The following is a 26,053-nucleotide window of genomic DNA, read 5'->3' on the forward strand; positions in this document are numbered from 1 at the left end:
GATCAGTAGGCCTGCCTCTCCTTCGGTAATTTGAAGGTCTTGTGCAATCTGTGAAAGCAAGCCTATGGGGCGCATACTGAGCTTACAAGCACGAATGCCTCAAGCGAAACTGCAACGACGGATGGCTACGATCCTTCTGAAGGCACGGTTTTTGTGGCATTGAGCGAAGGAGATGGCATCTGGCTACTCATTGGTAAACGTTTACATGATCTGTGATATAGCACAGATTAGGTTGTCGTCGGTAAGCGCTGTATTTCTACTAAAATGCCCGGAAATACTGATCATCTATGGAAATCATTCAAGCGCTCTCGATTCGGACAGGAAGAAAGTTTTCGCACCAAATTGAAGCTCTTCATGTGAGAGCTTAGGAAACACCGGTGTTACCAAAGCAGACATGGTGTATCGGATTTCCCCTAGTGTTTTCGGGCGCTTACCACGGCGATAGAGGTCTGAATGGCCCAGCCTCGGCCTTTCCAGCGACGTTATGAAATGTTGGCATGAACGCTGCTTTGTAATCCTTTACAGAGGGCCTGAATGTCAGCACGTGACCAGGGGAGGTTCGAGGTTACCGACGCAGTCGCGTCGGAAGCGTGCTGAGCGGATGGCCTTTTTTTGCAGTTGCTTTGTAATCCATTACATTGTGATTGCTCCATTGATCGTTCTCGGTAACGAGAGCCCCACCACAGCCGCTTAGCCAATGCGCGGATGTGTGCCCAAAGAGAGGCCAATGATGGACGTCGAAAAAAGAAGCATTGAATTTGTACCCCTTTCAGAACGCTACGGTCATCCGCGGCGACTCTTCACCATCTGGTTCAGCGCCAACATGCAGGTAACAACGCTTGTTGTAGGTACCTTGGGTATCGTCGCTGGTTTGAGTCTGGCCTGGACGTGTATCGCGCTAATTTTGGGCTGTGCCATCGGAACGGTTTTCATGGCTGCCCACTCGACCCAAGGGCCACACTTGGGCATCCCTCAAATGATTCAAAGTCGTGCGCAGTTCGGCGTCTTAGGGGCCGGATTTCCCCTTCTGATTAACTATGTTTCCTTCATCTTGTTCACAGCCGCCAATGGGGTGGTGATGAGGGATGCGATCAAATCCTTCATGGATGTAGGTGATAACACCGCCATCGTTCTGTTTGGACTGGTGTCCTTCATCATCGGATTCATCGGCTATGAACTGATTCACCGTCTTGGTGCGATCATGTCGGCTCTTTCCGGGATCATCTTTTTGGTGGTCGCAGTGCTCGCACTCCAGAATCCGTTGCCGGTAGGTGCCATGGATCTAAACCAAGGCTTTACTCTGGCTGCGTTTGCACTGACTGTGACTCAAGCCGCATCCTGGACGCTTGGTTTCGGCCCATACGTTGCGGATTACTCTCGATACCTGCCTGCGAATATTTCAAGCAAGCAAACCTTCTGGTTTAGCTATGTGGGCAACCTTCTGGGAGCTGGTTTGGTGATGTTGTTGGGTGCTGTCTTGGCCACGATGTTCACTGACGTTACCTCCAACCCAGGTAACGCGATCGCCAGCTTCTTCGGCCCATGGGGCAAGGTAGCAATGGTGGTCGTCGTGTTAGGTGTTCTGGAGATCAACTCGCTTAACCTCTATAGCGCTTACATGTCCGCGATGACCATTTTCTCAGGTTTGCGCGGTATGACGCGGATCAGCCGTAAAACTAAATTCATCGCAATGGGCTTCTCGGCGGTGGCTGCAACCGCTATCGCGATAGCTACCCAATACGACTTCAACGCCTATTTTGCCGACATCCTTATCGCACAGATCTATTTCCTGGTGCCTTGGAGCTCGATCAATCTGGCTGACTTTTATCTGGTCAAAAAGGGCAAGTACATCGTGGAAGACATGTACAACGTCGACGGCTCCTACGGTAAATACAACGTGTCCACCATGGTGATTTTCTTGATTGGCGTGGCTTCGACAGTGCCGTTTATGGATATGTCGTTCTACCACAGCTATTTCGCGAAAATGATTGGGGCAGACGTTTCCTGGGTGCCAGCTCTGATTGTTCCAGCGGTGCTTTACGTTGGTTACGCTCGTTACAAAGCCAATCGTCCGTCTGCAGCGGTTCGCCAACCGGCCTAACGCCTTCCGATGAATCGTCACTAACAGGTGTCGCGAAGTAGAATATTTTTTGGTATCGTCTGGCTTGCTTTGTAATCGTTTACGAGTCTGTCAGAGTTATCAGCCTTCTTTGCGTCACCGGCAGGGCTGAAGCATTGAGTTGATGAGTCGATCAGAGCCCGATGAGGGTTTCCAGCTCAAGTATTCAGGCATATCGAGATTAATTTGAGGAGCGTGTGATGAAATTGAAAGACAAGGTAGCCCTGATTACTGGCGCAGGTGCTGGCATCGGTGAAGCAACTGCTCGACTGTTTGCGAGTGAGGGTGCAAAGGTAGTGGTCGCGGATCGCAACATTGAGCTTGCGCTTGCGGTGGCGGAGTCAATCGGCCCGCGAGCTTTTGCTGTGCAGGCTGATGTGGCAATTGCTGCGGAAGTGAAGGCGATGGTTGAAAAATGCGTATCGCATTTTGGTGGGCTGGATATTCTGGTTAACAACGCAGGTTTCGGAACGCTGGGTACAGTCGTTACCTTAGAAGAAGACACTTGGGATCAGGTTATCGACGTCAACCTCAAAGGCGTGTTCTTGTGCTCTAAGTTCGCCATTCCAGAGATCGTACGCCGCGGTGGTGGGGCAGTAGTTAACTTGGCATCGACCATTTCTGTAGTCGGTATCAAAGATCGCGCTGCATATGTGGCTGCAAAGGGTGGTGTTGCGGCGCTAACCCGAGCCATGGCACTTGACCATGCGTTGGAAGGTGTACGTGTGAACAGCGTGGCGCCTGGTGTTATCGCTTCAAGCTACTACGACAAGATCTTTGAAAGCGTCCCAGATCCAGTTGAGTTCAAGAAAGGTCTCGAAGCGCGTTCCCCCCTCAACAAGATGGGTGAGCCGATCGATATCGCGAATATGATCCTGTTCCTTTCGTCTGATGACTCAAGCTTCGCGACAGGCGCGATGTTCACCGTTGACGGTGGCTACACCGCCTGGTGATTTTCTGCGAGCCACTACAGTGGTGGCTCGCGTCTCCAAACAATGCCTATGATTAGGGCATTTTCAATTTCAAACTAGGTTCTGCTTGCGATCCGATATGTAATCGATTACATATAAACCTAGTGTTCAACCCCTCTAGTAAAAACAATTCTCAGGGGAGAAAGCTGTGCCTGCTATTTTCGAAAGTCCTACCCCAGCTCTCATCGAGCGCCTCTTGATACCACCCTTTTTGACCAATGGTTAGATCTCTTGGAACAGAACGTGCTGTGTTATCGCATCTCTCGCTGAGCGCGCCGCTCAAAGCCGAGATTGATGCCATTTTTCGCACCTGAATGACTGTCATAGTCATCGGTAAGGCAATGCTCTTTCTAGTCATTGTCGTGTATGGATACCTAAGAGGTAACGATGCTGAATTCCAAGGTTTTAGGACGGGCAAGGGTAGCCACGTCTGTAATGTTCTTTGTCAACGGTACGGTGCTGGCGATCTGGGCGACAAACATTCCAGGGATGAAACAGGCGTTAGCCCTCACAGATTCGGAGCTAGGCTTTGCTTTGAGCGCATTTGCAGCGGGAACCATGCTGACGATGTACTTAGCTGGGGTTCTAGTGACGCGCTTGGGTAGTCGCAAAACTCTTCTAATGGGCGGCCTTCTAGTGGCGTTGTCGCTCCCGCTTTGTGCTATGGCAGAGTCGGCAGTCGCTCTGGCAGCAACAATCTTTTTACTAGGCGTAACCAATAGCATTCTTGATGTTTCGATGAACACGCATGGGGCGGTGATCGAGGCGCAAAAAGGGCGCCCATTGATGTCTTCCTTTCATGCCGTATTCAGCATTGGTGGCTTGGCTGGAGCATCTACAGTCGCAACGTTATTGTCGGATAAGCTCGGTGTGATTCAGTGCCTTTCCATCGCCGGAGCGTTGATGGCAGTAGCGACATTGGTTGTTGCACGATCGCTTGGAAATCTCCAGCCAGAGGTGACGGTTGGTGAGAGGGCGGCGGTGCAAAAAAGCTTTACCTGGCCAAACCGACTGTTGCTATGCATTGCTGGTTTGACGTTTCTGGCATTGTTCATCGAGCGCACTGTCATTGATTGGAGCTCGCTCTACCTGACCGATGTGAGCCATAGCAGCACGAATATCGCTGCTTTCGCCTTTGGTGCTTTCAGTCTGGCAATGGCCATTGGGCGTCTGTCGGGTGATTTCATGATCCGCCGATTTGGCATTAATTGGGTACTTACAGCGTCTGGGGCAGTAGGGGCTTTGGGTTTGGTGCTTGCCATACTCATACCTCAACCTGGGACTTCAATCGTTGGCTTTATCCTGGTGGGGATTGGACTGTCGAATATGACACCCCTGCTTTATAGCCAGGCGAGCCGCGCATATCCTGGAGCACCAGGGTTGGGTTTAGCCATGAACGGCACTTTGGGATACGCTGGTTTCCTGCTGGCCCCACCCGTAATTGGCTTTATGTCGGACTCGGTGGGCCTAAAAATGGCGATGATAGTTCCTGTGATTGCGTTCATGATGCTGATGAGCAGTCATCTGCGAAAGACCAGAATTGATCGTCGCGGCGCACAGACTCGGTTGCTGCGTTCGGCTTGATTTTATTCGGTAGGTCAGCCTCATGCCTCGTTAGTCGAAGGCATCATTTCCGATTTTTAGGGGATGGTTTTGGATTATCTCGCGGCACTAACGGCCTTTGTTGAAGCAGCCAATGGCAACAATTTTTCTCGAGCTGCGGAGCGGCTCGGGATAAAGGCCTCCACGGTCTCGCGCTATATCAAGGATCTCGAGCAGGATCTCGGCATCGCCTTGTTCAATCGATCTACTCGCACTCTTCATTTGACCGAGGGTGGTCAGACGTTCCTTCATCACGCACGACGGGTGCTTACAGAGCTGGATAATGCCAAGGCGGCAACTTCAGCCCTTAATCAGCACCCGAGGGGCGTACTTAAACTCAATGTGCCGCCTGCGTTTGCCAGACACCATTTGCTTCCAGTCCTGGGCAGTTTTCTTGAAAAATTTCCTGAGATCAAAGTCGACCTGACGCTGGAAGACGCGCACGTGAATTTGATCAACGCGGGCGTCGATCTTGCTATCAGAATCGGTGTCCTTCCCGACTCTAATCTCAAGGCACGGAGGATCGCGGAGGAGCAGATGGTGTTGTGCGTGAGCCCTTCATTTTCTGAGAGCCATGAGTCTCCAGTTACTCCTAATCATCTAGATGCGTATCCGCTGATTTGCGCGATGGCATCTTCTTTCGATGTTGCATTCGTGTGCGGGAATGAAACAGTCGACGTTATGCTGACGACAGAGTTGCGAATCAACGATCTGGATGCGCAATTGATAGCTGTGAAGGGTGGGTTAGGGGTGGCATTACTACCCAGTTGGCTTGTGGCTGAAAGCCTGAAAGAAGGTGAGCTAATCCAATGGATGCCCGAATGGAACTGCCAGCTCGCTCCGACTCCTGCTTCACTGTGGTTTATTTATCCACCTAAGCGAATAGTCTCTTCGAAAGTCCGTTGCTTTATCGACTTTATGGTCGAGCGCATCGGTGATCCGCCCTATTGGCAACAATAGGCCCCGGCTCAGAAAAGATTCAAACCGGGGCTTTTTGTTAGCTGAATCGGATGTCCAGGGAGCGCAAGTGCGTCTGCAGTCCGGCGTCCTGGATCGGGATCAGATATGCCTCGGTATCCGACTCATTGAAGTGGGCGTGCCAGTAGCCAGGCGGTGTAACAAACGCTAGTCCAGGTGTCCAGTCGACTCGTGTCGGGTTGCGAATTTGACCGTTACTATCCAGTTCAGTGCCTACCAGGGTGTAGCAACCCTCTGGGCAATCAATGATGAAATCCAGAGCGATCGATTGGTGCCGATGAGGTTTCTGGATCGAGCCCGCCGGCAGGATTCCGTACATTGCCCACAGTACGTGAGTCACAGTACGAGTCTGGGGGAAATTGCGATTACCCAGCAGAATACTGATTCGGCTTCGATCCTGAGCGCGGGGATCAGCGGCCGCTTCACGCAGTTTTGCGTTTGCCACGTCCGCAGGATAAAGCGTCGCATTGAAGCGATCTTCAGTAACCTTAACGCCCAGATAGCGAAGCAGCGGCTCATCATGCACATAGTAAAAGCGAGCGTCCGACGATGCCTTGAGCTCGGTGTGGTGCATTCCGGGCAACGCGATAAAGCATCCTTTTGTCCAGTCGAAGGTTTGATCTCCATAACTCAGACTTCCGTTGCCATCTATCACGTACAACACTTGTGACGTCGCATTGGGAGCCAGGGTCAACGTATCGTTGGCGTTGAGCCTGATAAAGTTTGCGCACAGGCCAGGGCCAGTGGCTGGGCCTTCGCACCCCAAAGACTCACTGAGGTCGAGAGGTAGCAGTCGCGACGGGCCAGAGTCGTATAGCGATGATGGAAAGCAGTGGTAAGGAATTCGGCTGATCAGATTTGCGCTGATTGGGTTTGCCGCTTTGCTGTACTCAAAATATTCGGCTTCAAGTTCGTGAGCAGCTAGCTCGACGCTTTGGGCAGGTTTAATTGCAGTGTTCATTTCGCTTCACTCGTAATTAGAAAGTGATCATTACGCCGGTGTTCCAGCGCATCACGGTGAGATCACTATACGAACGTCGCTAGGAGCCATTAAGCGCCGCAGCGGAACAGGTGTTGTGCGAAAAAAGGCGTTGTCATTGCGCCTAGCCTGTCTTTTCGAAGGGGAAAGTGGTGTTAGGGGCAGCAAGAGATAGGCATGTCGCAGCTGCTTCTTGTAAATCGTCAACTTCAATTCGGCATTTACTTGGTGGTGATCAAGTCAAAGAGCGCCCACGCAAATCGACCGTCGTGATTCGGTTCGATAAGCATTGGGTAGCAGGAGGTCAGGCGGGACGAGAGATGCCCGCCCTGAAGGTCAGTATATGGGCAAAAAGTCTACGAAACAGCCGGGTGTGCGGGCACTCGAGTATTTTGGGATGTGGCTTGGAAAAGCCAGTTTTCTATCTCGGTGACCATATATCTGATTACCTGCCGATGGGAAGAGTCGTTGGGGATATCGTGGTAGCCGCCTGGTATTTCAATAGCCGTCGCGTTAGGCATCGTTTTGGCCCACGCTCGCGCTAATGCCGGCGGAGCAATTACATCGTGCTGACCATTGATTAGTAGAACTGGAACCCTTAACTGAGCCAAACCTGATTTCAGAGTTTTGGTCATCGCGGAAATAGCCTCCCACATCGAGGGTTCTGCCGGGCCAGTGTCAAACTTGTACGGGTCATGTTGGAGCGCATCTAAGTAACCAGGATCTTGCGACATGATCAGTTCGATCTTATCGTCGATAACAGGTGGGCCTTCGAACGGAGTTCCTGTCAGCACAATGCCGATGGGCTCGGGCTCCAGCTCAAGTGCAATACTTGCCGCGGTGATGCCGCCCAAGGAGTGTCCACAAATTACTAGCGGCAATCTTGGGTACAAATGTCGAACAAGCCTTGTGAGGCTATTTGCGTTTGCGGACAACTGATCAATGGAGTCGAAGCGGCCAGATACGCCACCTGTTAACCCATGTCCTACATGATCAAGTGCCCAGACATCAAAGCCTGAGTGTACCAGTGCTGCGGCGAATCGGTGGTAGTGACCGCTGTGTTCGCCAAAACCATGCAACAACAAAACAGCAGCGCGTGGTGTCTCACAGTCCCAATGTCGATAGTAAAAGCTACCGTCTGCATCGTGGTGAAATGGCATATGTTCAGACCTTCTTGTTCTGCGCTTGGCGCAAGTCTTCAAACCAGGTTGGTCATGTCAGCCACTCAACTGGGATAGGAGGGCTAGGGCATGAGATCGTTTATAGATCAATGTAAACGATTTCATTGTTTTTTAGCAGCTTGTTAAACAGCCCGTCAAGCGCCGATTTGCACAATCAGTTTTGACGCAAAGAAGGATTGAAGCGGTCGAGGGAGGGCGGGCGGGGCAAATGACCTATGGGCTAGGCCATCGAATCCGCCGGCCAGGTTTGGCCGGCAGCGGAAAGAAGTTTTGGACTGATAAATTATACTAGATTGAGTGGCTGGACTGACGGATCATCAGTTGTGTCCCGAGTAGTAACGGTTTGATTTCAGTACCGTTTTTTAGATTTGCGATCAGTGCTTCTGCACTACGCAGCCCCATTTCTCCAGCGGGTATTGCAAGGGTCGTTAGCGGCGGCTCCAAATACTCGGCGAATTCAAGATTGTCATAGCCCACGACCGACATTTCCCTAGGCACGTCTATACCCAGTTTTTTGCAGGCTGATAGCACCCCAAAAGCGATGACATCACTGTTGCAAATGATGGCAGTGACCTCCGGACATTCCAGGCGGATTCGGCGAAGCGTCTTCTCTCCGAACTCAATGGTGTACCCTCCGGCACTTTCATAGGTGAAGTGAGTGCACTTGGATTTGTGTTCCTTGAGTGCATCCAGAAATGCACTATGACGTGCTTGCTGGCGATCATTGCCTTGCATGGGGCCCGTTAGCATTGCCATATTTCGGTGCCCAAGTCCCAGCAAGTACTCGGTCAATTGCTTTGTTGCCTGATAATTGTCAAAGCCAATGAATGGGAAAGACCTGTCCTCAAAATAGGAATATGTGCATACCACAGGCATGCGGTATTCCTTGAGGTAACGAGTCAGGTCAGGATCAGCAACATCGCCAACAATCAAAAGCGCCTCAGCTCCACGTTCCACTAGAAGCCTTACGCTCTCGTAAATCGAGTTTGAATCAAACCCGCAGCTCAGCACGTACACGACATACCCATACTCGGCGAGTTTGTCCTGGAAGCTTTTGACCATCGTTGCGTAGATCGAGTGATCGAGTGTAGGGATGATTGCCCCAATAACATTCGTTTTTTGTAGTCTCAGAGCTTTGGCGGCAGAGTTGGGTGTGTAACCCATTTTACTCGCCGTCTGTAGGACTTTTTCCCGAACATCGTCTCGAACGTGATGGGGTAGGTTGAAGCTACGGGACACGGTAGCCACCGAAACACCTGCAGCTTTTGCCACATCAGTGACGTTCACACGTCCTGATGGTTTTCGCTTAATACTCACACATATTCCTCATGATGGCGCATGCAGTTGAAGACGCGGAGTTTAGGACGGTACTGATATCGTTTTCCGCTCAACACTGCTACTCGCTCCCTGGCGCTTTTCCAAGCTATATGGTTCGATTTTGCGACATCCAGCCTTTTCCCGCATCAAAAAAATGCGAACGATTACATTCGATCCTCACTCTCAATTGCTAGGTGCTGTTTTACGCTAGGAGCATGGCTCCGTCACCGAGTAAATCGAAAAAACGGGAGATTGATGAATGACACAGCACGACGAAAATTACACCGTGTGGTTGGTGAGTCAATCCATGCTTCAGGCCGCCAAAGACAGGGCCAGGCTGTATTCCGGGCAAGGTCGGCTATGGGCACACCCATATGCCGAGGGACGCCCTAGAGACGCAAGTGCTATCGCCTCTGTTTGGCTTACTGTTTATCCCGAGTCGATCATCGTTCCTGAGGGGGGGACGGTGCTGGGTGCGCTTGGTAATGATCAGCTCTGGCGGAGTCTCTCCGAAATTGGCGTTCAAGGTATCCATACCGGCCCTCTCAAGCGTGCAGGAGGCATTAATGGTCGTCAGTTGACTCCCAGTGTCGATGGCAATTTCGACCGAATCAGCTTTGAGATAGATCCTCGGTATGGCAGTGAGGAGCAGCTCATACAAGTCAGTCGCGTAGCTGCTGCTCACAATGCAGTGACCATCGATGACTCGATCCCTTCGCACACCGGCAAGGGGGCTGACTTTCGGCTAGCTGAAATGGCTTACGGAGACTACCCGGGTATTTACCATATGGTGGAAATTCGGGAAGAGGACTGGGGGCTATTGCCCGAAGTGCCCGAGGGGCGGGATGCTGTGAACCTTACTCCCGCACTCTGTGATGAGCTCAAAGAGCGGCACTACATTGTCGGTCAACTGCAGAGGGTTATTTTCTTTGAGCCTGGAGTCAAAGAGACGGATTGGAGCGCGACTTCGCCGGTTAAAGGCGTCGATGGCAAGGTTCGGCGTTGGGTCTACCTACATTATTTCAAGGAGGGTCAGCCGTCATTGAACTGGTTAGATCCGTCGTTCTCAGCTCAGCAATTGATCATTGGCGATGCCCTCCATGCGATCGACGTATTGGGTGCTAGAGGGCTTCGTCTAGATGCAAATGGCTTTCTAGGTGTTGAGCGTCGAACGAACGATACGGCTTGGTCGGAAAGTCACCCTTTATCGGTTACTGGCAATCAGTTGCTTGGCGGTATGATTCGTAAGGCTGGCGGCTTTAGTTTTCAAGAGCTGAACCTGACCTTGGATGACATTGCTAGCATGTCCAAAGGCGGTGCCGATTTGTCGTATGACTTCATCACTAGACCGGCATATCAACATGCTTTGCTGACTGGCAATACAGAGTTTCTGCGTTTGATGCTGCATCAGATGCACGATTATAAGATTGACCCTGCATCGCTCATTCACGCGCTCCAAAATCACGACGAGCTAACCCTTGAGCTTGTGCATTTTTGGACGCTTCATGCCCATGATATGTACCTCTACAAAGGGCAGACCTTTCCTGGAAGCATCCTGCGTGAGCACATTCGGGAAGAAATGTACGAGCGCCTCGCCGGCGAGCATGCCCCCTACAATCTGAAGTTCGTCACAAACGGTGTTTCATGCACAACGGCAAGCATTATTACCGCTGCGTTAGGCATCCGTGATCTCAGCTTGATCACTGAGATCGAAATCAGCCTGATCCAAAAAATTCACCTCCTGTTAGTGATGTACAACGCAATGCAGCCTGGCATTGTTGCCGTGTCTGGATGGGATTTGGTGGGAGCCTTGCCGCTCGAAGCGGAACAGGTGCTGCATATGATGCAAGACGGTGACACACGCTGGATTCATCGAGGTGGCTATGATCTGGTCGACCTGAATCCAGATGCTGAATTGTCTGGAGAGGGGATGCCGCGTGCGCGATCTCTCTATGGCAACCTTATTGATCAGCTTCAACGTCCGGAATCGTTCGCATCCATGGTTAAAAAGATATTGGCGATTAGGCAAGCCTACTCAATCGCAAGTAGCCGCCAGATCCTTATTCCGGACGTGGCAAATCCTTCACTCTTGCTGATGGTGCATGAACTGCCAGCAGGGAAGGGCATTCAGGTTACGGCATTGAATTTCGGCCCAGAACCTATCACCGAAGATGTCCATTTGCACGGTATCAGCCCTGGAGTGGTGGTCGACATGATCAATGAGCGGGTGGAGGGCGATCTGACAGAGGCCGGAAAAATGATAATCAATCTAGACGGCTACGAAGGGCTCTCGCTGCGTATCGTGCACAGCACTCCGTCAATGTAATCCTTTTCAGAAAACGTTACCAAATTTCGCACAGATCGGGTGCGGTAACACTTCAGGGGCAGCATTTTGGTGCGGCTTGTGGAGTGCTGAATGCTCTACAAGGCGTCTGAGGCAAAAATTTTCTGCTGTTCTCCAACTAGGCATGCCATTTGCTTCATAGAACCCTACAGACGCAGAAAAACTGTAATGTTCTTCCCGAGAAGATTATTTTTGTTATTCTGTGCTTCAGTTTGTAAACGATTACAGCGGTGATGACCGCGGTTAACCGACCTCCAGGTGAAAAAATGCGTGATATCAATGGGCGTAACATCTCCAATGTCTATGACTACATCGTCATCGGCTCCGGATCCGCTGGCAGTGTTATAGCGGGCCGCCTTTCGGAGGATCAGGGGCGATCCGTTTTGATGCTGGAGGCTGGGCCGTCAGATAAGAGCATCTTCATCCAAATGCCTGCTGCCTTGGGCTTTCCTTTGATGAATGATCGCTTCAATTGGTACATCCACTCAGAGCCAGAAAAGGAGTTGGATGGCCGCACCATCTACGAGGCTCGTGGACGGGTATTGGGTGGTTCGTCTTCCATCAACGGGATGAACTGGGTTCGTGGTAATCCATGGGACTACGACAACTGGGCGGCAATGGGTCTGAAAGGTTGGAGCTACGACGAGTGTCTGCCGTACTTCCGCAAGGCGGAAACGTTCGACCAGGGCGGCAATGACTATCGTGGCGATTCTGGCCCGATGCACATCCAAACGTGCGCAGCGAACAACCCTCTATACAAGGCATTTATTGAGGCTGGGGTGCAGGCAGGCTACCCCTACATGCAGGATCACAACGCGTACCGTCAGGAAGGTGTTCACATCACTCAGCGGAACGTGCACAAGGGTATTCGTTGGAGCACTTCGCAAGCGTACATTCACCCGAATAAACATCGCGAAAACCTGCATGTCTGTGACAAGGCCCAGGTCACCCGAATCGAGTTTGCAGGCAAACGCGCGGTCAGAGTTCACTTCCAGCGCGATGGGAAGCCCGAAGTCCTAAGCGTCAACAAAGAAGTTATCTTGTGCGCTGGAGCTATTCACTCGCCACACCTCCTGATGCTGTCCGGTATCGGTAATGCTGAACATCTGGCCGAGTTCGGTATCAAATGTGTTGCGGATCTGCCGGGCGTGGGCGAGGGCATGAAAGACCACATTGCCGCTCCTGTTCAGTACCGCGCCACTCAAAATGTTTCCATCGCCAAGCAACTCACTCCTATCGGAAAGTTCAAGCTGGGAGCCATGTGGACGCTGTTCAAAAAAGGTCTCGGTGCCACCAACTTCTTCGAGGTCGGTGCCTTCATTCGCACCAACGACGATATCAAGGTGCCCAATGTGCAGTTTGAATTCATCCCAATGCTGGGTGAGTTCCAGCACGGCAGCGTCAAGCTGGAGAATGGCTTCCAATACTTTTTTAGCCTGATGCGCCCAACCAGTACAGGCCGTGTATGGCTGGGGTCGGCGGATCCGCTTGCAGCGCCGAAATTCAATTTCAATTTCCTTTCGACTCAAGAGGATCGTGACGACGCTGTTGCCGCGGTCAAGGCGATTCGACATGTCGTATCTCAGCCTGCATGGGATCCGTACCGCGGGGAAGAAGTGACGCCTGGCCCATCCGTACAGACTGACGAAGAAATCCTACAGGCATTACGTGGTCTTGCCGGCACTAACTATCACCCGTCGTGTACCTGCCGTATGGGAACAGACGAGATGAGCGTTGTTGATGCTCGTGCACGAGTGCATGGCATCGAAAACCTTCGGGTCGTTGACGCTTCGATCATGCCGGAGATTGTGAGCGGTAACCTCAATGCTCCAGTGATCATGATGGCGGAAAAGATTGCTGACGATATTCGTGGAGTCGCTCCCCTTACCAAAGCAAAAGCCAAGTATTACTCGCCGGCGTGAGATGGCAGGGCTTTGCCGCGAAATCTAACCAATGATGCTTTATCGATACTTGAAGGAATCGGACAATGAAATTGCAAGACAAAGTTGCACTCATCACGGGTGCTGGTGCAGGAATTGGTGAGGCTACTGCCAAATTGTTTGTGAGTGAGGGGGCGAAGGTTATCGTCGCCGATCGCAACATCGAGCAAGCTTTGGCCGTGGCAGAGGCGCTGGGTAGCCAAGCATTTGCTGTACAGGCGGATGTTTCTGACGCTGCTCAAGTTAAGACAATGGTTGAAAAAGCAGTCGCTCATTTCGGTGGTATCGACATCCTCGTGAACAATGCTGGCTTCGGCACCTTGGGCACGGTCGTCACCGTTGACGAAGACACTTGGGATCAGGTTATCGACGTCAATCTCAAGGGTGTGTTCCTGTGCTCAAAATACGTCATCCCTGAAATTATTCGACGAGGTGGCGGAGCAGTTGTAAACCTAGCGTCCACGATTTCTGTAGTTGGTATCAAGGATCGAGCGGCTTACGTCGCTGCGAAGGGTGGCGTAGCCGCTTTAACGCGTGCAATGGCACTGGATCACGCTCTCGAAGGCGTTCGCGTTAATAGCGTGGCTCCAGGTGTGATTGCGTCCAGTTATTACGACAAGATGTTTGAAACCGTTGAGGATCCAGTAGCGTTCAAAAAGGGCCTGGCGGCGCGTTCCCCGTTGAACAAAATGGGTGAGCCAATTGATATCGCAAACGTGATTCTGTTCCTGGCTTCCCAGGATTCGAATTTTGCGACTGGCGCCATGTTCACTGTGGATGGTGGCTACACCGCCTGGTGAGGACATGTCGATGATTGACGAACTGCGCGAATATCAATTCACCACACAAGCTTGGGAAAAGTATTGGGGTCTTTTCGAGAGCCTTTGCTTGCCTATACGCGGTGATGAATATGGCAAGTTACAGGGGATGTGGCAGGAGCGGGTAGGGGACAAGGTCACCTTTCGCCATATCTGGCGTTACGACTCTCTGGATGAGCGTGCTCGTTTGAGGGGGGAGCTAATCAAAGTCGACGCCTGGCGGGAGTCTTTTCTTCCTCAGGCTGCCCCACAGGTAAGCAAGCAGTTCTTGCAGGTTCTCACACCTAAGCTTGAGACAAATCTCGACAGCCTAGCCCCCGTGCGTTACCTGCATGTCTATCGCTGCCCAACTGGTAAGGCCGGAGCTGTGATTCAGCAAATTAGCACCGCTATCGCTCAGGAGCGTGTTCAGGTGTGCGGTCTTTGGGCAACTGAGTTTTCTGATCCCAATCAAGTGGTTGTCATGGGGCCAAACGCCGAAGCGCCTCCGGTCGACATCCAATCTTCCTTGGTCATCGAAACTCGTACTCTCAAGCCATTGGGGATTCAGGCCGCTTGATGCCAGCCTGACTGCCGCTTGCCCCAAAAGGCTTTATTTTTTTTTGAATAGCTTGTAAACGTATACAAAGCTCAAATTTAGAGGAACCACTAATGACTCTCAGAAAGTACACCCACTGGATCAATGGCGCTGAATGCGCTCCCAATGGGCATGAATACATCGAGCGTGTATCGCCTGCTCACGGCGGTCTGATCGCAAGCTTTGCTAGCGGCAACGAAAAAGATGTCGATGTCGCAGTTGAGCATGCATTCAAGCTGCATCAGTCCGGCACTTGGTCGTCAGTACCAGGTTCTGAGCGTGCAAAACTGCTTAACAAATTGGCTGATCTGATCGAGCGTGATGCCGATCGTTTGGCGTTGATCGAAGCTGAAGAGGTGGGTAAACCAATTTCCTATGCAAAGGGAGAAGTCTTGTGGTCGGTTGAATTGACCCGCTTCGCTGCATCCCTCGCATGGCAGATCAAAGGCGAGGCCTATAACCATTTGGGTGATGACAAACTGGGCTTGGTAACCCGTGAAGCTCGTGGCGTGGTTGGCTTGATCGTGCCTTGGAACTTCCCTATGGTTTGCCTTTTCCAGAAGCTTCCTTACGCCCTCGCTGCGGGTTGCCCAGTAGTTATCAAGCCGTCCGAGCTGACCTCCGGTACTGCTCTGGAAGTTGCTAAATTGGCAGCTGAAGCAGGCTTCCCAGCAGGTCTGATCAACATTGTGACTGGACGCGGTTCTATTGTTGGCGAACGTATGACTCGTCATCCGAACGTTTCCATGATTTCGTTCACCGGCTCGACTCGTGTAGGTAAGCAACTAGCTGCAACCGCTGCCTCCGACCTTACCCGTGTTGCGCTGGAGCTGGGCGGCAAGGCTGCGAACGTCGTCTTTGCGGATGCTGATCTTGACGCTGCTTTGGATGGCGTTCTTTTTGGTGTGATTCTCAACCAGGGCGAGGAGTGCGTTGCCGGCACCCGTCTTTTGATTGAAGAGTCGGTGGCACAAGATTTCGTTGCCAAGCTGGTTGAGCGAGCCAACAAAGTCGTTGTGGGTATGCCGTTGGATGAAAGTACCCAGATTGGCGCGCTCATCCACGCCCAGCACCTGGAAAGCGTTTTGAACTACATTGAGATTGGCAAGCAAGAAGGAGCCAATCTGGTTTGCGGTGGTAATCGTCTGACAGATCGCGGTTTAGATGCTGGGTACTTCGTAGGCCCAACTATTTTTACTGGCGTTGAGCGTCATCACCGTATTTTTCGTGAGGAAATCTTCGGCCCTGTATTGACGGTGACTACCTTCAAAACTCTGGAGGAGGCGGTCGAGTTGGCCAACGACACAGAGTACGGTCTGGGTAATGGCATTTGGACGAAAGACATCGACAAAGCTTTGAAGGTCTCTCAAAAACTGCAGAGCGGTACAGTTTTCGTGAATACGTACCTGGAAACCTCACCACAGCTGCCTTTCGGTGGTTACAAGCAGAGTGGCTATGGGCGTGAGAATGGCGTTGATGGACTCAACGAATTCCTTGAAGTGAAGTCGACCTTTATCAAGATGGGAGTTCGCTCGCCGCTGCTGCCTAATACCGTCGGCTGAGTCAGTTTGTCAGTAGCACGTGATGAGCGTGCTGCTGACCACATCGGCTAGATCGCTTCTCACTAACTCAGAAAAGTGACTTATGAAATTCAAGCGAATGATCAATGTTGTCGGTGCTCACGTTGCTGGAGAGCGCAATGATGTGATTACCGGCGGTGTCTTGGACGTACCTGGTGAGACCATGTTCGACAAGATGAAGTATCTGGAAACGCAGGGTGATGATTTGCGTAAATTCCTGCTTCAGGAGCCACGAGGGACGGTGACCCAATGCATTAACTTGGTACTGCCTTCGTCGCATCCGGAGGCTGACGCTGGCTTCGTAATTATGGAGTCAGAGTTCTACCCTCCAATGTCGGGCAGCAACACGATCTGTACTGTGACGGCTCTGTTGGAAACCGGCATGATCCCAATGGTTGAGCCTATTACTCGCTTGACCTTGGAAGCACCAGGTGGCCTCGTTCGTGTTGAAGCTCGCTGCCAAGACGGTAAATGCTTGAGTGTTAAGTTTTCCAACGTCCCTTGTTTTGTGTTTGCTCTGGACAAGCACATTGAGGTACCTGGCTTGGGTACTATCAAAGTCGACGTAGCTTATGGCGGGATGATTTACGTCCTGGCAGATGCCCAATCGCTTGGGTTTGACATTACACCTGACGAAGCGGCGACACTGGTTAGCGTTGGCGAGACCATCAAGGCGGCTGCTGCAGAGCAAATTCCAGCGGTTCATCCTGAACAGCCAGAGATCCATACCATCAATCAAACGCTCTTTGCGGGGCCGATGCGTGATGACCCTCAGGGTAAGCGTTCGCGAAACGGGGTGATTGTTTCACCAGGTCGCCTTGATCGCTCCCCATGTGGTACTGGTACGAGTGCGCGTCTAGCTGTCATGCATGCGCGAGGGCAAATCAAGCCTGGTGAAAAGTTAATTCACGAATCCATCCTGAGCACTGAGTTTGTTGGAGAGATCGTTGAGACGCTAACCATTGGCGGTCGTCCGGGGATTCGACCGACTATTAGTGGTCAAGCGTTCCTTACCGGCTTCCACCAGTATGTTCTTGATCCAAACGATCCATTTCCGACTGGGTACACCCTAAGCGATACCTGGCGCAAAAATAACTAATTCGCCCCTGGTGCCCGGTCGCAATGACCGGGCGTCAACCATCTCGTACTTCCTGCCAGATTTTTCAACACAGGTGATGTCCTTACTCCAATGATGCAGCAGACCAATGTCTGTCGTGCGAGGCATCTGTACGTCTGTGTTGCTTGAAAAGGATTTTAGTCATGAATGTCCAAAGCGACCTTGCAGTAACTACACGCCAAACTCCATCGCTACGCGGTATGCAGATCACCACCATGACGATGCTGATTTTCGCGGGCCTCATCAACAATCTCGATCGTAGTGCTCTTTCGATCGCGAACCCATTGATCAGTCAGGAGCTTCAAATCAGTGCTGCCGGCATGGGCGTATTGATGTCAGCGTTCTCGCTGGTCTACGCGTTTTCCCAGCTACCGATAGGCATCATTCTAGACCGACTGGGCGCGCGCCTTGTTCTTGGGTGCGGACTGATCATATGGTCTTCGGCGCAAGTGTTTTGTGGATTGGCAAACAGTTTCAGTCACCTCTTCATTGGCCGTGCGTTGCTCGGAGCAGGTGAGTCCCCCCACTATCCCGCGAGCGCAAAAGCGGTCAGTGAATGGTTCACCGCGGAAAAGCGTGGTGGGCCAACAAGTCTCTTTTTGATCGCGGGAACGATTGCACCAGCCATGGCACCACCGCTACTGACGCTCTTGATGCTCAGTCGTGGGTGGCGTTGGATGTTCGTCGTGCTTGGTGTAATAGGCATTCTTTTAGGTCTTGCTTGGCTCGCTTTTTATCGGAATCGTGCTGACTTTGATCAAGCGGTGGCAAAAACCGATGCGCCGGTAATCGTGAAGGAAAAAATCTCGTTACGAGAGTGGGGTAGCCTTTTTCGCCAGCGGAATACCTGGGCGATGATCTTCGGATCAGCTGGAGTCATCTACATGATCTGGTTGTACATGTCCTGGCTGCCAGTCTATTTGCAGAATGAACGTCACGTGAGTATCGCCCTGACAGGATGGTTGGCAGCTATTCCTTATGCGTTAGGCACTTTAGGCCAACTCAGCTGCGGGGTGCTTATCGATTGGCTCGTACGTCGAGGATGGTCAATTTCGGCAAGTCGCAAGCTGCCGATTTGCGGTGGTCTGTTCGGCGCTGGCATCGCGACTCTGTGTGCTGTGTTCGCTCCGACAACGACTGGAGCGTTAATTGCTATTTCTGCTTCCATGTTCTTCATCTATTTCGCAAACGTTGGCACCTGGGCTTTGGTCGGTGTAATGGTCGATACGCGCTTTGTTGCGACAATGGGCAGCTTGCTTACTTTTGGTGGTTATCTTGGTGGATCCGCGGCGCCAGTGATCACTGGCATCTTGGTCGATCAAACACATTCCTTTTCCATAGCCCTGAGCATCAGCGCTCTTTTGGCGTTCGCCGCGGCGCTGATCTATTTGTTCGGAATTAGGCTAAATCCCACCATTAAGAAATAGGTTTTCCATGGGGGGTTCAAAGGAGAGTGTGGAGCGTTTTGCGTCTGAGCACCTCGGCTAACAAGCTCAAGGTGGACTGCTGTATCGAAGAAGCTATAGCACCGTTGAAGAGAATTCATACCGGAGCAGATGGATGAGGCGCGCAAGCATTGGTAGTCATACCTTGCGGCGCCTCGCGCTCACCACATCAAACTTTAAAATTGCCCATTAGCGTCTGCTGCTGATTCGCCAGCTCATTCAGTGACTGGCTAACACTTGCAGACTCACGTGCCTGCGCTGCAAGTAACTCGGTCACGTCTCGGATTGCGGACACGTTCCGGTTGACCTCTTCAGAGACAGCGCTTTGTTCTTCGGCCGCGCTCGCGATCTGTATGGTCATATCGTTTATCACTTCAATACTTTGGCTTACTCGTGCGAGCGCTATCACAGCTTTTAGCGCATGCTCAGCACTTGAGTCGGCTTGGCGGTGCTGTGACTCCATCGCATTGACTACACCTCGTGTGCCGTTCTGTAGATTTTCTATGACACCCTGAATTTCACTCACTGAGTCTTGTGTTCGCTTGGCCAAGTGACGAACTTCGTCAGCCACTACCGCGAAGCCACGACCGGTTTCGCCTGCGCGTGCCGCTTCGATCGCAGCATTGAGTGCCAGTAAATTCGTCTGCTCTGCGATGGAGCGAATAACGTCAAGGACACTGCCAATTTTCTCGCTGTTGTCGGAGAGTTGATGAACCTCTTTCATCGCATTCCCCATATTTTTTGCCAGCGATTGGATTGAACCTGTTGTGGCTTCAATAATTTCTTTGCATGACTGAGTAGCACCGTCGCCATCGCGCGCGGCCCCGGCAGCCATTGAGGCATTCTTTGCGACATCTTGCGAAGTGGCGCTCATCTCGTGAGCCGCGGTGGCGACTTGTTCGACCTCTCGAAGCTGTTGCTGCATACCAGTACTGGTTTCATTTGCTACTGCTGCGGCTAGGGTGGCGGTACTACGGGTTTCTCCCGCGGCTTTACTCACTTGGGCAATGATGGGTTGAAGCTTGTCTAGAAAGGCGTTGAACCAGCCAACCAACTCTCCCATTTCGTCGCGTCGCTCAAAATCAAGGCGACGCGTGAGGTCACCCTCACCATTTGCGATGTTTTCAAGCATGGCAGAAACTCGAATAATCGGTTTGCTGATGCTCGCGGCGAGCAACCACATCAGAGTGAGACCTGCTATTGCGACCGAGCTTCCAATGATGATTTGTTTGCCAATGCCTTCAGCATTAAATTGCTGAAGCGTTTGCTGTAGCTCCTGCGCCGGTGCCATTAGAGTCGCTTCCGGGACACTGATGATGACTTGCCAGGGTGATGCGCCCTGTACAGGTGAAAAAGGGACAGCGATCATCAATTCACCATCACTGGTAGTTTCTGTCACCGACGAACCATCTTTACGAGCCTGCTCTATTGTGGTCGTTGTTCGTACAGGTTCGACTGTCTTCAGGGCTTTACCTAAAGCATCTGCGGCATTGCTTTTTCCTGCAATGATCCCTGAGGCGCTGACAAAGGTCACTTGGGATTGACCCTCATAGAGGCTCGAACTGGCTTGGATTGCCAGGCTTTGAAGGCTCTCTAGTGTTAGGTCAATACTGATGACCCCTATAACCTGCCCCTTATCAATTATCGGCATGGCGATGCTCGACATCAGCGTCGGCACGCCATTGAGAGGGTAGGTGTAGGGTTCAATTACACACGTTTTTTGCGTCTTTTTCGGGCAGTTAAACCAGAGTTTTGTCGCATCACCGTCATCGATAAGGTCAGCTTCTGGGATCGTGAAGTTTTCCTTTGACGAAGCATATGCCGCAAATCGGCCGACTTCGTTCCCCGCATGATCTGGGGCGTTGATCGCAGCAGAGTCAGTGTTATCCAGCTTGTCCTTATCAAAAGCCACAGCGATGCCGAGGATTTCCGGAGTAGCGTTTACCTGTGCTTGCATCAACTGAAATAGGTGAGTGCGCAGCACATTGCCAGGTAGGCCATCCTTCATTGCTTGGTCGCGCATTACGACGATTTGACTTGCGACTGTTCGAGTAAAGACGTTTCCGCTCACGAACCGCTCTTGGATGACATCGGCCTGTTGTTTTGCTGCGGCGTTCAGGTATCGAAGGGCGCCATCCTTCAGTGAGCGCGTTCCTGATTCATCAACCAAATATGACGTTTGCCGTATGTGATCAATGGAAAAAAATACCAAACCAATGATCACACCAAGGAGGCAGAGACCGGAAACCAAGATGATTTTTGTTTTTATTGCTAGGTGAGAGAAGTGCATGAAAGCGCCTCGCATAAGGGAGTAATCTCTTAATCGGCAAGGTAAACGATTACATTAGGGTGTGGTCTTGATTTTACGAGGCGATGTATGGCTTAAAAATTCCAGTTCAGATGGTTGACATGAAAACTCGTAAACGATTACATTTGGTTTGTCAGCGAGATCTTCCAGATTTTACCGAGGGCTGGAAGGGTCAAGGCAATTTGCTTCACGGCAAATTTTTCGGCTCTGAATGTAATTTTTACAGTCAGGTGCCAGCTCAAGGCACGGTTTGGTCACCCGCTTTGGTGCAAGGTTGTAATCCTTCGTTAGGGTTTTGTTTCATGTTTTGACCCGCTGATTTCAGCGGGTATTTTTTCTTTGTTGGTGCTCTTCCTCACCCGCTTTCACACCGGCGGGTTTTTTTTACGTTAAGAAAAGGGTCAGTCATGGGGCGTTGGGTTGCGATGTCGGAGGGCGGGGGAAGTGATTTTTCGGGTTACCTCTGTGTACCTCCCTCTGGCAGAGGCCCAGGCCTTCTGCTAATCCAGGAAATCTGGGGGGTAAATGCCCATATTCGTGCGATGGCAGATGCCTATGCTGCCGAAGGTTTTGTGGTGCTCGCCCCAGATGTCTTTTGGCGTCAACAAGCCCGTATTGACCTGACCTATGACGATGCAGGTATTGAGCTGGCCTATAAACACTACAACGCGCTGGATATGTATCAGGCGTGCGATGACCTTGGTCGAGCTGTCGAATATCTGAAAGGTTGTGAGTTCGTCGAGGGTAGGCTCGGTGTGCTGGGCTATTGCTTGGGTGGCACCTTGGCCTACTCCCTGGCAGCTAACGAACACTTGAGTGCCGGTGTCAGTTATTACGGCAGCGGGATTGGTGGGATGCTAAACAAAACTCCGCGGATGGCTTTTCCTTTCCTTTTTCATTTCGCCGGAGACGACCACCTCATCGCGATGGAAGAAGTCACCAGGCTTAAACCTCTTCTCAGTGCTACCGGTGATGCCACTTTTCGAATTTATGAGGGGCAACGCCATGGCTTTAATTGTGTGGAGCGAAATAGCTATTCGATGAAAGCAGCGTTGTTGGCTAAGGCCGACACGCTCCGGTTTCTTGCTCAACACCTGGTGCGCTGAGTCATGCGTGCCAGCTTAGCGCTTGATGCAAATTCTACAGCGTCCCGACAGAGCGCCGCGCTTCTGGTATGCATGGCAGCACTCTTTCTCGCCATCCATGACGCAATGGCCAGGCACCTGATCGCCACGCTCCCTGTAGTGATGCTGATATGGGGTCGTTATTTTTTACAGGCGGTCTTGATGTCCGCTTGGGGATGGGCTCGATCAGGCCCTGCAGTATTCAGCACGCGGCACCGAGGATTGCATTTTTTAAGAGCTCAGTGCCTTGTGGCGTTGAGTGTTTGCTTTATTGTCGGATTGAAGTACGTACCTCTCGCAGAGGCTACGGCGTTGAATTTTTTATCGCCTCTGTTCGTGCTTGTGATTAGCAGGCTTGTATTGCGTGAGTCAGTCGTGTTTTCTCAGTGGGCAGCTGTTGCTGCGGGCCTGGTTGGCGTGCTGATGATCGTAAGGCCAGGAGGGGAGCTATTCGTCCCTGCGGCGTTACTGCCTTGCTCTGCAGCTTTCTTCTTGAGCATCTATCAGTTGGTGACACGAGCGGCATCAAGGTTTGATTCGCCGGCGACATCCACTATATGGCTCGGCATTTTTGCTTTCTTGATCGCAAGCTTAGCTCTTCCACTTTTTTGGGTGACCCCGACGCTCGATGATTTGTCCTGGATGCTTCCTATGGGGTTGGCGGGCACAATTGCCCATTGGCTATTGGCTTCTGCATATCAATCTGCGAGTCCCTCATTTCTTGCGCCGTTCAGCTATATCCAAATCGTTTTCTCGGTTTTTTTGGGCTTCGTTCTGTACTCGACCTTTCCTTCGTTTGCGGCGCTAGGTGGGGTTTTATTGATCTCGATCAGCGGATTGATTGCAATCAAACGTTATAAATAACGGGCTTTCGAGAGACACGAAGGCGAATCCACAGTCCTCGGTAGATAAGGTGCGCTGGTTGTTCTGACCAATGGCGTGAAAATCGCTTGCGAATTGGCTAGTAAACGATTACAAATAAAGCACCTTCATATGTTGTGGTTATCCGTATGAGCTCGAGGTTAGGGAATCGCAATGCTTAGTAGGTTCCATGGATCGCTGGTTTATTCGGGGAATGCCTTGTCGTAAGGCGGCTGATAGCGGATGTACGTAGTTTTTTGTTTTGAAATGTAAACGATTACGAGCCTTGAAAGCCAAGTATTGGCAGGCTCGCCCAACAAGCTTGACGGAGGTTTTTGTGACTAATACAGCAATCGATTCGAACGAACCCGCAGAAGCTAAAGGGACTCTGGTCTACGTCACTCGTGAGACCGAAGTCAGCTACTGGCAGCCGAAGCCTGCAAACGGCTATGTCTCTGTGGCGGTATCACCTCAGTTGTTCAAGATGAACCGTAACTTCTCCGTGGGTACGCAAATGCTGCCTCCTGGCGGTCGTGTTCGTGAACATGCGCATGCGGCTAACGAAGAAGTCTTGCACTTCGTATCTGGCACCGGCACCGCAGTTGTCGATGGCAAGGTGTACAAGCTTGAACCAGGCGTGACCCTGTTCTTGGGTGAACACAACTCTCACACGTTCAGCAATGACGGCGAAGTAGATCTGCACTGGGTATGGTTCATGAATCCAAGTGGCTTGGAGACTTTCTTCCGTGATGTTGGTCGCCCTCGTCAGCACGGTGAGCCTGCTCCGGAGCCATTTGAGCGGCCAGCAAATATCGAGCAGATCGAGTCCAGCGGTATTTTTGCCTACACCAAAAACTGAGATTGATGACATGGCAGAAAAGATCTACGCCCAGGAGAGGGGGTCGGGTATCCCTGTAGTTTTGATCTCAGGATTGGGTGGGCTGGCCGAGTTTTGGCAGCCGGTTGTCGATCAACTCAAAGATGACTACCGGGTGATTACGTTCGATCACCCCGGAGTAGGTCGAAGCGAAATTGAAGGGTCGCCAAACATTCTGGGCATCAGGGACGCCTTGCGCAGATTGTTAGATGAAAAGGGCGTTGAGTCGGCTCATATAGTGGGGCACTCGACCGGATCATTAGTCGCACAAAGCATGGCGCTGGATCACCCCGAGCGGGTAAAGAGCATCGTACTGAGTTGTGGCTGGGCTATGCCTGACAAGCGCTTCAAGGACTTTTTTGCCTATCGTCAGTATCTGCTAACCAAGCTGGGTGGCGTGGCTTACAACGCGCTCACGCGCTTGGTTGCTTATCCATCGCAATGGTATGGCGACAATTTCGCAATCGATGATCCGCTCGATTTTGAAGAGGTTTCATCGGTAGATATCGAGATGACTTATGCACGAATGGAGATGCTTCTGAACTTCAGTCGTCGCGATGAGTTGTCGTCTCTCAATCTGCCTGTGTGGGTCATTGGCGCTCAAGATGACTACATCATTCCTTTTCATCATTCACAGGAGCTGGCCAGCCTCATTCCTGGTTCCAGCCTTGTTGAGCTGAGTGGTGGTCATTTTCCACCGGTTACACGCACCAAATATTACACCGCACTGCTTCGTCAATTCTGGGAGTCCATAGCATGAGCACTAATAAAATCAGCCGCGTCGGGATCATCGGACTTGGGGCAATTGGTAAACGCGTCCTGAATGCCTTGCAAACCCAGCACCTTCCACAGGCGTCCTACGCTGCAATTGATCATGCCCCTCATACTGACGACTTCGTCAAAGAGCATAAGCTGGAGCTTTTCACTGAAGCCCAGCAACTGATCGATTGGAAGCCAGACCTGATTATCGAATGTGCAGGTCACGGTGCGGTCGTTCATGCAGTCCCTGTGTTCCTTAGTGCAGGTATTGACGTCGTAATTGCTTCTATCGGCGCACTCGCTGACAAGTCGTTGGCTGCAGATCTTGAGCAAGCAGCGGAATCAGGTGGTGCACGATTGATCCTCGTCTCTGGCGCGATCGGTGGCTTGGATGCCATGCGCTCTGCTCGAGCTGCTGGCCTGGACGAAGTGTTGTACGTAGGTCGAAAACCACCGCAAGCGTGGGCTGGAACACCTGCCGAAGAAGAGTTCGACCTTGATCAAATCAAGGTGCCAACGACGATCTTCCGTGGTACTGCTGCCCAGGCATCCATTCGTTTTCCAAAAAATGCGAACGTGACGGCTGCTGTTGCTTTGTCTGGTGTTGGTTTCGACGACACACAGGTTGAGTTGATCGCTGATCCGACTGTTGGAAAGAACGTGCACGAGGTTAATGCCAAGGGAGCATTTGGTGAGTTGTCGATTCGACTGATCAATAACCCGCTGCCTGACAATGTGAAGACATCCTGGTTGGCGGCATTGAGTATTGAGGAAGCCGTCAGTAAGCAGCTTCTGACCACCGTATTCTAGTATTTGATTGAAAATGTAATCGAATACATAAAGGTGATGTTCTTGTGACTTCATTTGAGTCGCGGATAAGAATTTCTTGTTTCTGTCACGGGTCTCAAGAACAAAGCCTTTATGGCGAAGGAAAAGTCGGCGCTTGCGCCGCTTTTTCGTCATGGTTTTTAAATAGCCAGAGGTGGTCGATGTGTTTCTATCGATACCTTATCTGACGATCTCAGCCTGAGTCATTGCTCCTCAGCCTCCTATGGTTTTGCGCTGATTCCATAGCCTATCTCAGCGCAAGGTATGGGCAGTCAAAGCATGGACTGAGGGCATCAAAGAATTTTGATTTGTTCCTGAGTTTCGTGCG

At 51.5% G+C, this 26,053-nt stretch carries 20 protein-coding genes and 1 pseudogene; 16 read left to right on the forward strand and 5 right to left on the reverse strand.

Annotated elements, in window-relative coordinates:
* Window positions 1-727: 727 nt before the first annotated feature.
* The 4 genes from B0D71_RS13695 to B0D71_RS13710 all read left to right on the forward strand — a co-directional run bounded on the left by B0D71_RS13695 (window position 728) and on the right by B0D71_RS13710 (window position 5,652).
* Window positions 728-2,101, forward strand: coding sequence for a purine-cytosine permease family protein (locus B0D71_RS13695; protein ID WP_240635698.1), 1,374 nt, complete (start codon window positions 728-730; stop codon window positions 2,099-2,101).
* A 218-nt stretch (window positions 2,102-2,319) separates the two neighbouring features.
* A complete protein-coding gene (locus tag B0D71_RS13700) occupies window positions 2,320-3,072 on the forward strand; it encodes an SDR family oxidoreductase (RefSeq protein ID WP_103395214.1) in 753 nt (250 codons plus the stop codon).
* Window positions 3,073-3,477: 405 nt separating this feature from the next.
* Window positions 3,478-4,674 carry an MFS transporter gene (locus tag B0D71_RS13705; RefSeq protein ID WP_103395215.1) on the forward strand — a complete coding sequence of 399 codons (1,197 nt, stop codon included), beginning with the start codon at window positions 3,478-3,480 and terminating at the stop codon, window positions 4,672-4,674.
* A gap of 69 nt (window positions 4,675-4,743) precedes the next feature.
* The gene (locus B0D71_RS13710; protein WP_103395271.1) at window positions 4,744-5,652 is read left to right on the forward strand and encodes a LysR family transcriptional regulator; all 909 of its coding nucleotides are present in this window, start codon (window positions 4,744-4,746) and stop codon (window positions 5,650-5,652) included.
* Window positions 5,653-5,689: 37 nt separating this feature from the next.
* Here B0D71_RS13710 and B0D71_RS13715 read toward each other — a convergent pair whose 3' ends face one another.
* The 3 genes from B0D71_RS13715 to B0D71_RS13725 form a co-directional block, all read right to left on the reverse strand.
* Complete coding sequence (locus tag B0D71_RS13715) at window positions 5,690-6,631, reverse strand: cupin domain-containing protein (protein ID WP_103395216.1); 942 nt, start codon at window positions 6,629-6,631, stop codon at window positions 5,690-5,692.
* 374 nt (window positions 6,632-7,005) lie between these two features.
* The gene (locus B0D71_RS13720) at window positions 7,006-7,809 is read right to left on the reverse strand and encodes an alpha/beta fold hydrolase (protein ID WP_103395217.1); all 804 of its coding nucleotides are present in this window, start codon (window positions 7,807-7,809) and stop codon (window positions 7,006-7,008) included.
* A gap of 309 nt (window positions 7,810-8,118) precedes the next feature.
* Window positions 8,119-9,147, reverse strand: a complete 1,029-nt coding sequence (locus B0D71_RS13725) for a LacI family DNA-binding transcriptional regulator (protein ID WP_103395218.1) — start codon at window positions 9,145-9,147, stop codon at window positions 8,119-8,121.
* A gap of 259 nt (window positions 9,148-9,406) precedes the next feature.
* Here B0D71_RS13725 and treS point away from each other — a divergent pair, with 259 nt between their 5' ends.
* From treS to B0D71_RS13760, 7 genes are all read left to right on the forward strand, one after another.
* Window positions 9,407-11,473, forward strand: coding sequence for a maltose alpha-D-glucosyltransferase (gene treS, locus B0D71_RS13730; RefSeq protein WP_103395219.1), 2,067 nt, complete (start codon window positions 9,407-9,409; stop codon window positions 11,471-11,473).
* A 284-nt stretch (window positions 11,474-11,757) separates the two neighbouring features.
* Window positions 11,758-13,413, forward strand: coding sequence for a choline dehydrogenase (locus B0D71_RS13735; RefSeq protein WP_103395220.1), 1,656 nt, complete (start codon window positions 11,758-11,760; stop codon window positions 13,411-13,413).
* Between the two features lie 65 nt (window positions 13,414-13,478).
* The gene (locus B0D71_RS13740; RefSeq protein WP_103395221.1) at window positions 13,479-14,231 is read left to right on the forward strand and encodes an SDR family oxidoreductase; all 753 of its coding nucleotides are present in this window, start codon (window positions 13,479-13,481) and stop codon (window positions 14,229-14,231) included.
* A 10-nt stretch (window positions 14,232-14,241) separates the two neighbouring features.
* Entirely contained in the window at window positions 14,242-14,808 is a 567-nt protein-coding gene (locus tag B0D71_RS13745; RefSeq protein ID WP_103395272.1) for an NIPSNAP family protein, read from the forward strand.
* Between the two features lie 92 nt (window positions 14,809-14,900).
* Window positions 14,901-16,388 (forward strand): aldehyde dehydrogenase family protein, encoded by a 1,488-nt coding sequence (locus B0D71_RS13750; protein WP_103395222.1) that lies wholly within the window; start codon window positions 14,901-14,903, stop codon window positions 16,386-16,388.
* 82 nt (window positions 16,389-16,470) lie between these two features.
* A complete protein-coding gene (locus tag B0D71_RS13755; RefSeq protein ID WP_103395223.1) occupies window positions 16,471-17,505 on the forward strand; it encodes a proline racemase family protein in 1,035 nt (344 codons plus the stop codon).
* A 161-nt stretch (window positions 17,506-17,666) separates the two neighbouring features.
* Window positions 17,667-18,950, forward strand: coding sequence for an MFS transporter (locus B0D71_RS13760; protein WP_103395224.1), 1,284 nt, complete (start codon window positions 17,667-17,669; stop codon window positions 18,948-18,950).
* Window positions 18,951-19,137: 187 nt separating this feature from the next.
* Here the strand turns inward: B0D71_RS13760 and B0D71_RS32355 are convergent, their stop codons facing one another.
* Both B0D71_RS32355 and B0D71_RS32360 read right to left on the reverse strand, forming a co-directional pair.
* Window positions 19,138-19,893, reverse strand: a complete 756-nt coding sequence (locus B0D71_RS32355; RefSeq protein WP_420825136.1) for a methyl-accepting chemotaxis protein — start codon at window positions 19,891-19,893, stop codon at window positions 19,138-19,140.
* Between the two features lie 102 nt (window positions 19,894-19,995).
* Window positions 19,996-21,273: pseudogene (locus B0D71_RS32360) on the reverse strand (methyl-accepting chemotaxis protein); the annotation flags it as partial.
* A gap of 428 nt (window positions 21,274-21,701) precedes the next feature.
* Here B0D71_RS32360 and B0D71_RS13770 point away from each other — a divergent pair.
* The 5 genes from B0D71_RS13770 to B0D71_RS13790 all read left to right on the forward strand — a co-directional run bounded on the left by B0D71_RS13770 (window position 21,702) and on the right by B0D71_RS13790 (window position 25,707).
* Entirely contained in the window at window positions 21,702-22,382 is a 681-nt protein-coding gene (locus B0D71_RS13770; RefSeq protein WP_240635705.1) for a dienelactone hydrolase family protein, read from the forward strand.
* A gap of 3 nt (window positions 22,383-22,385) precedes the next feature.
* Window positions 22,386-23,264 carry a DMT family transporter gene (locus B0D71_RS13775; RefSeq protein WP_103395226.1) on the forward strand — a complete coding sequence of 293 codons (879 nt, stop codon included), beginning with the start codon at window positions 22,386-22,388 and terminating at the stop codon, window positions 23,262-23,264.
* Between the two features lie 334 nt (window positions 23,265-23,598).
* On the forward strand, window positions 23,599-24,120 hold the full coding sequence (locus tag B0D71_RS13780; protein WP_103395227.1) for a cupin domain-containing protein: 522 nt from the start codon (window positions 23,599-23,601) through the stop codon (window positions 24,118-24,120).
* A gap of 10 nt (window positions 24,121-24,130) precedes the next feature.
* Complete coding sequence (locus tag B0D71_RS13785) at window positions 24,131-24,898, forward strand: alpha/beta fold hydrolase (protein WP_103395228.1); 768 nt, start codon at window positions 24,131-24,133, stop codon at window positions 24,896-24,898.
* A complete protein-coding gene (locus B0D71_RS13790; RefSeq protein WP_103395229.1) occupies window positions 24,895-25,707 on the forward strand; it encodes an aspartate dehydrogenase in 813 nt (270 codons plus the stop codon). The genes B0D71_RS13785 and B0D71_RS13790 overlap by 4 nt, the downstream gene beginning before the upstream one ends.
* Window positions 25,708-26,053 lie beyond the last annotated feature (346 nt).

Source organism: Pseudomonas laurylsulfativorans, assembly GCF_002906155.1.
Classification (GTDB): domain Bacteria; phylum Pseudomonadota; class Gammaproteobacteria; order Pseudomonadales; family Pseudomonadaceae; genus Aquipseudomonas; species Aquipseudomonas laurylsulfativorans.

What these genes read in the sequence shown, in the direction of transcription:
- B0D71_RS13695 (WP_240635698.1), top strand. Translation starts at nt 728, where the DNA reads ATGATGGACGTCGAAAAAAGAAGCATTGAATTTGTACCCCTTTCAGAA.
- B0D71_RS13700 (WP_103395214.1), top strand. Translation starts at nt 2,320, where the DNA reads ATGAAATTGAAAGACAAGGTAGCCCTGATTACTGGCGCAGGTGCTGGC.
- B0D71_RS13705 (WP_103395215.1), top strand. Translation starts at nt 3,478, where the DNA reads ATGCTGAATTCCAAGGTTTTAGGACGGGCAAGGGTAGCCACGTCTGTA.
- B0D71_RS13715 (WP_103395216.1), bottom strand. Translation starts at nt 6,631, where the DNA reads ATGAACACTGCAATTAAACCTGCCCAAAGCGTCGAGCTAGCTGCTCAC.
- B0D71_RS13720 (WP_103395217.1), bottom strand. Translation starts at nt 7,809, where the DNA reads ATGCCATTTCACCACGATGCAGACGGTAGCTTTTACTATCGACATTGG.
- treS (WP_103395219.1), top strand. Translation starts at nt 9,407, where the DNA reads ATGACACAGCACGACGAAAATTACACCGTGTGGTTGGTGAGTCAATCC.
- B0D71_RS13735 (WP_103395220.1), top strand. Translation starts at nt 11,758, where the DNA reads ATGCGTGATATCAATGGGCGTAACATCTCCAATGTCTATGACTACATC.
- B0D71_RS13740 (WP_103395221.1), top strand. Translation starts at nt 13,479, where the DNA reads ATGAAATTGCAAGACAAAGTTGCACTCATCACGGGTGCTGGTGCAGGA.
- B0D71_RS13745 (WP_103395272.1), top strand. Translation starts at nt 14,242, where the DNA reads ATGATTGACGAACTGCGCGAATATCAATTCACCACACAAGCTTGGGAA.
- B0D71_RS13750 (WP_103395222.1), top strand. Translation starts at nt 14,901, where the DNA reads ATGACTCTCAGAAAGTACACCCACTGGATCAATGGCGCTGAATGCGCT.
- B0D71_RS13755 (WP_103395223.1), top strand. Translation starts at nt 16,471, where the DNA reads ATGAAATTCAAGCGAATGATCAATGTTGTCGGTGCTCACGTTGCTGGA.
- B0D71_RS13760 (WP_103395224.1), top strand. Translation starts at nt 17,667, where the DNA reads ATGAATGTCCAAAGCGACCTTGCAGTAACTACACGCCAAACTCCATCG.
- B0D71_RS32355 (WP_420825136.1), bottom strand. Translation starts at nt 19,893, where the DNA reads ATGCAGCAACAGCTTCGAGAGGTCGAACAAGTCGCCACCGCGGCTCAC.
- B0D71_RS13770 (WP_240635705.1), top strand. Translation starts at nt 21,702, where the DNA reads ATGTCGGAGGGCGGGGGAAGTGATTTTTCGGGTTACCTCTGTGTACCT.
- B0D71_RS13775 (WP_103395226.1), top strand. Translation starts at nt 22,386, where the DNA reads ATGCGTGCCAGCTTAGCGCTTGATGCAAATTCTACAGCGTCCCGACAG.
- B0D71_RS13785 (WP_103395228.1), top strand. Translation starts at nt 24,131, where the DNA reads ATGGCAGAAAAGATCTACGCCCAGGAGAGGGGGTCGGGTATCCCTGTA.
- B0D71_RS13790 (WP_103395229.1), top strand. Translation starts at nt 24,895, where the DNA reads ATGAGCACTAATAAAATCAGCCGCGTCGGGATCATCGGACTTGGGGCA.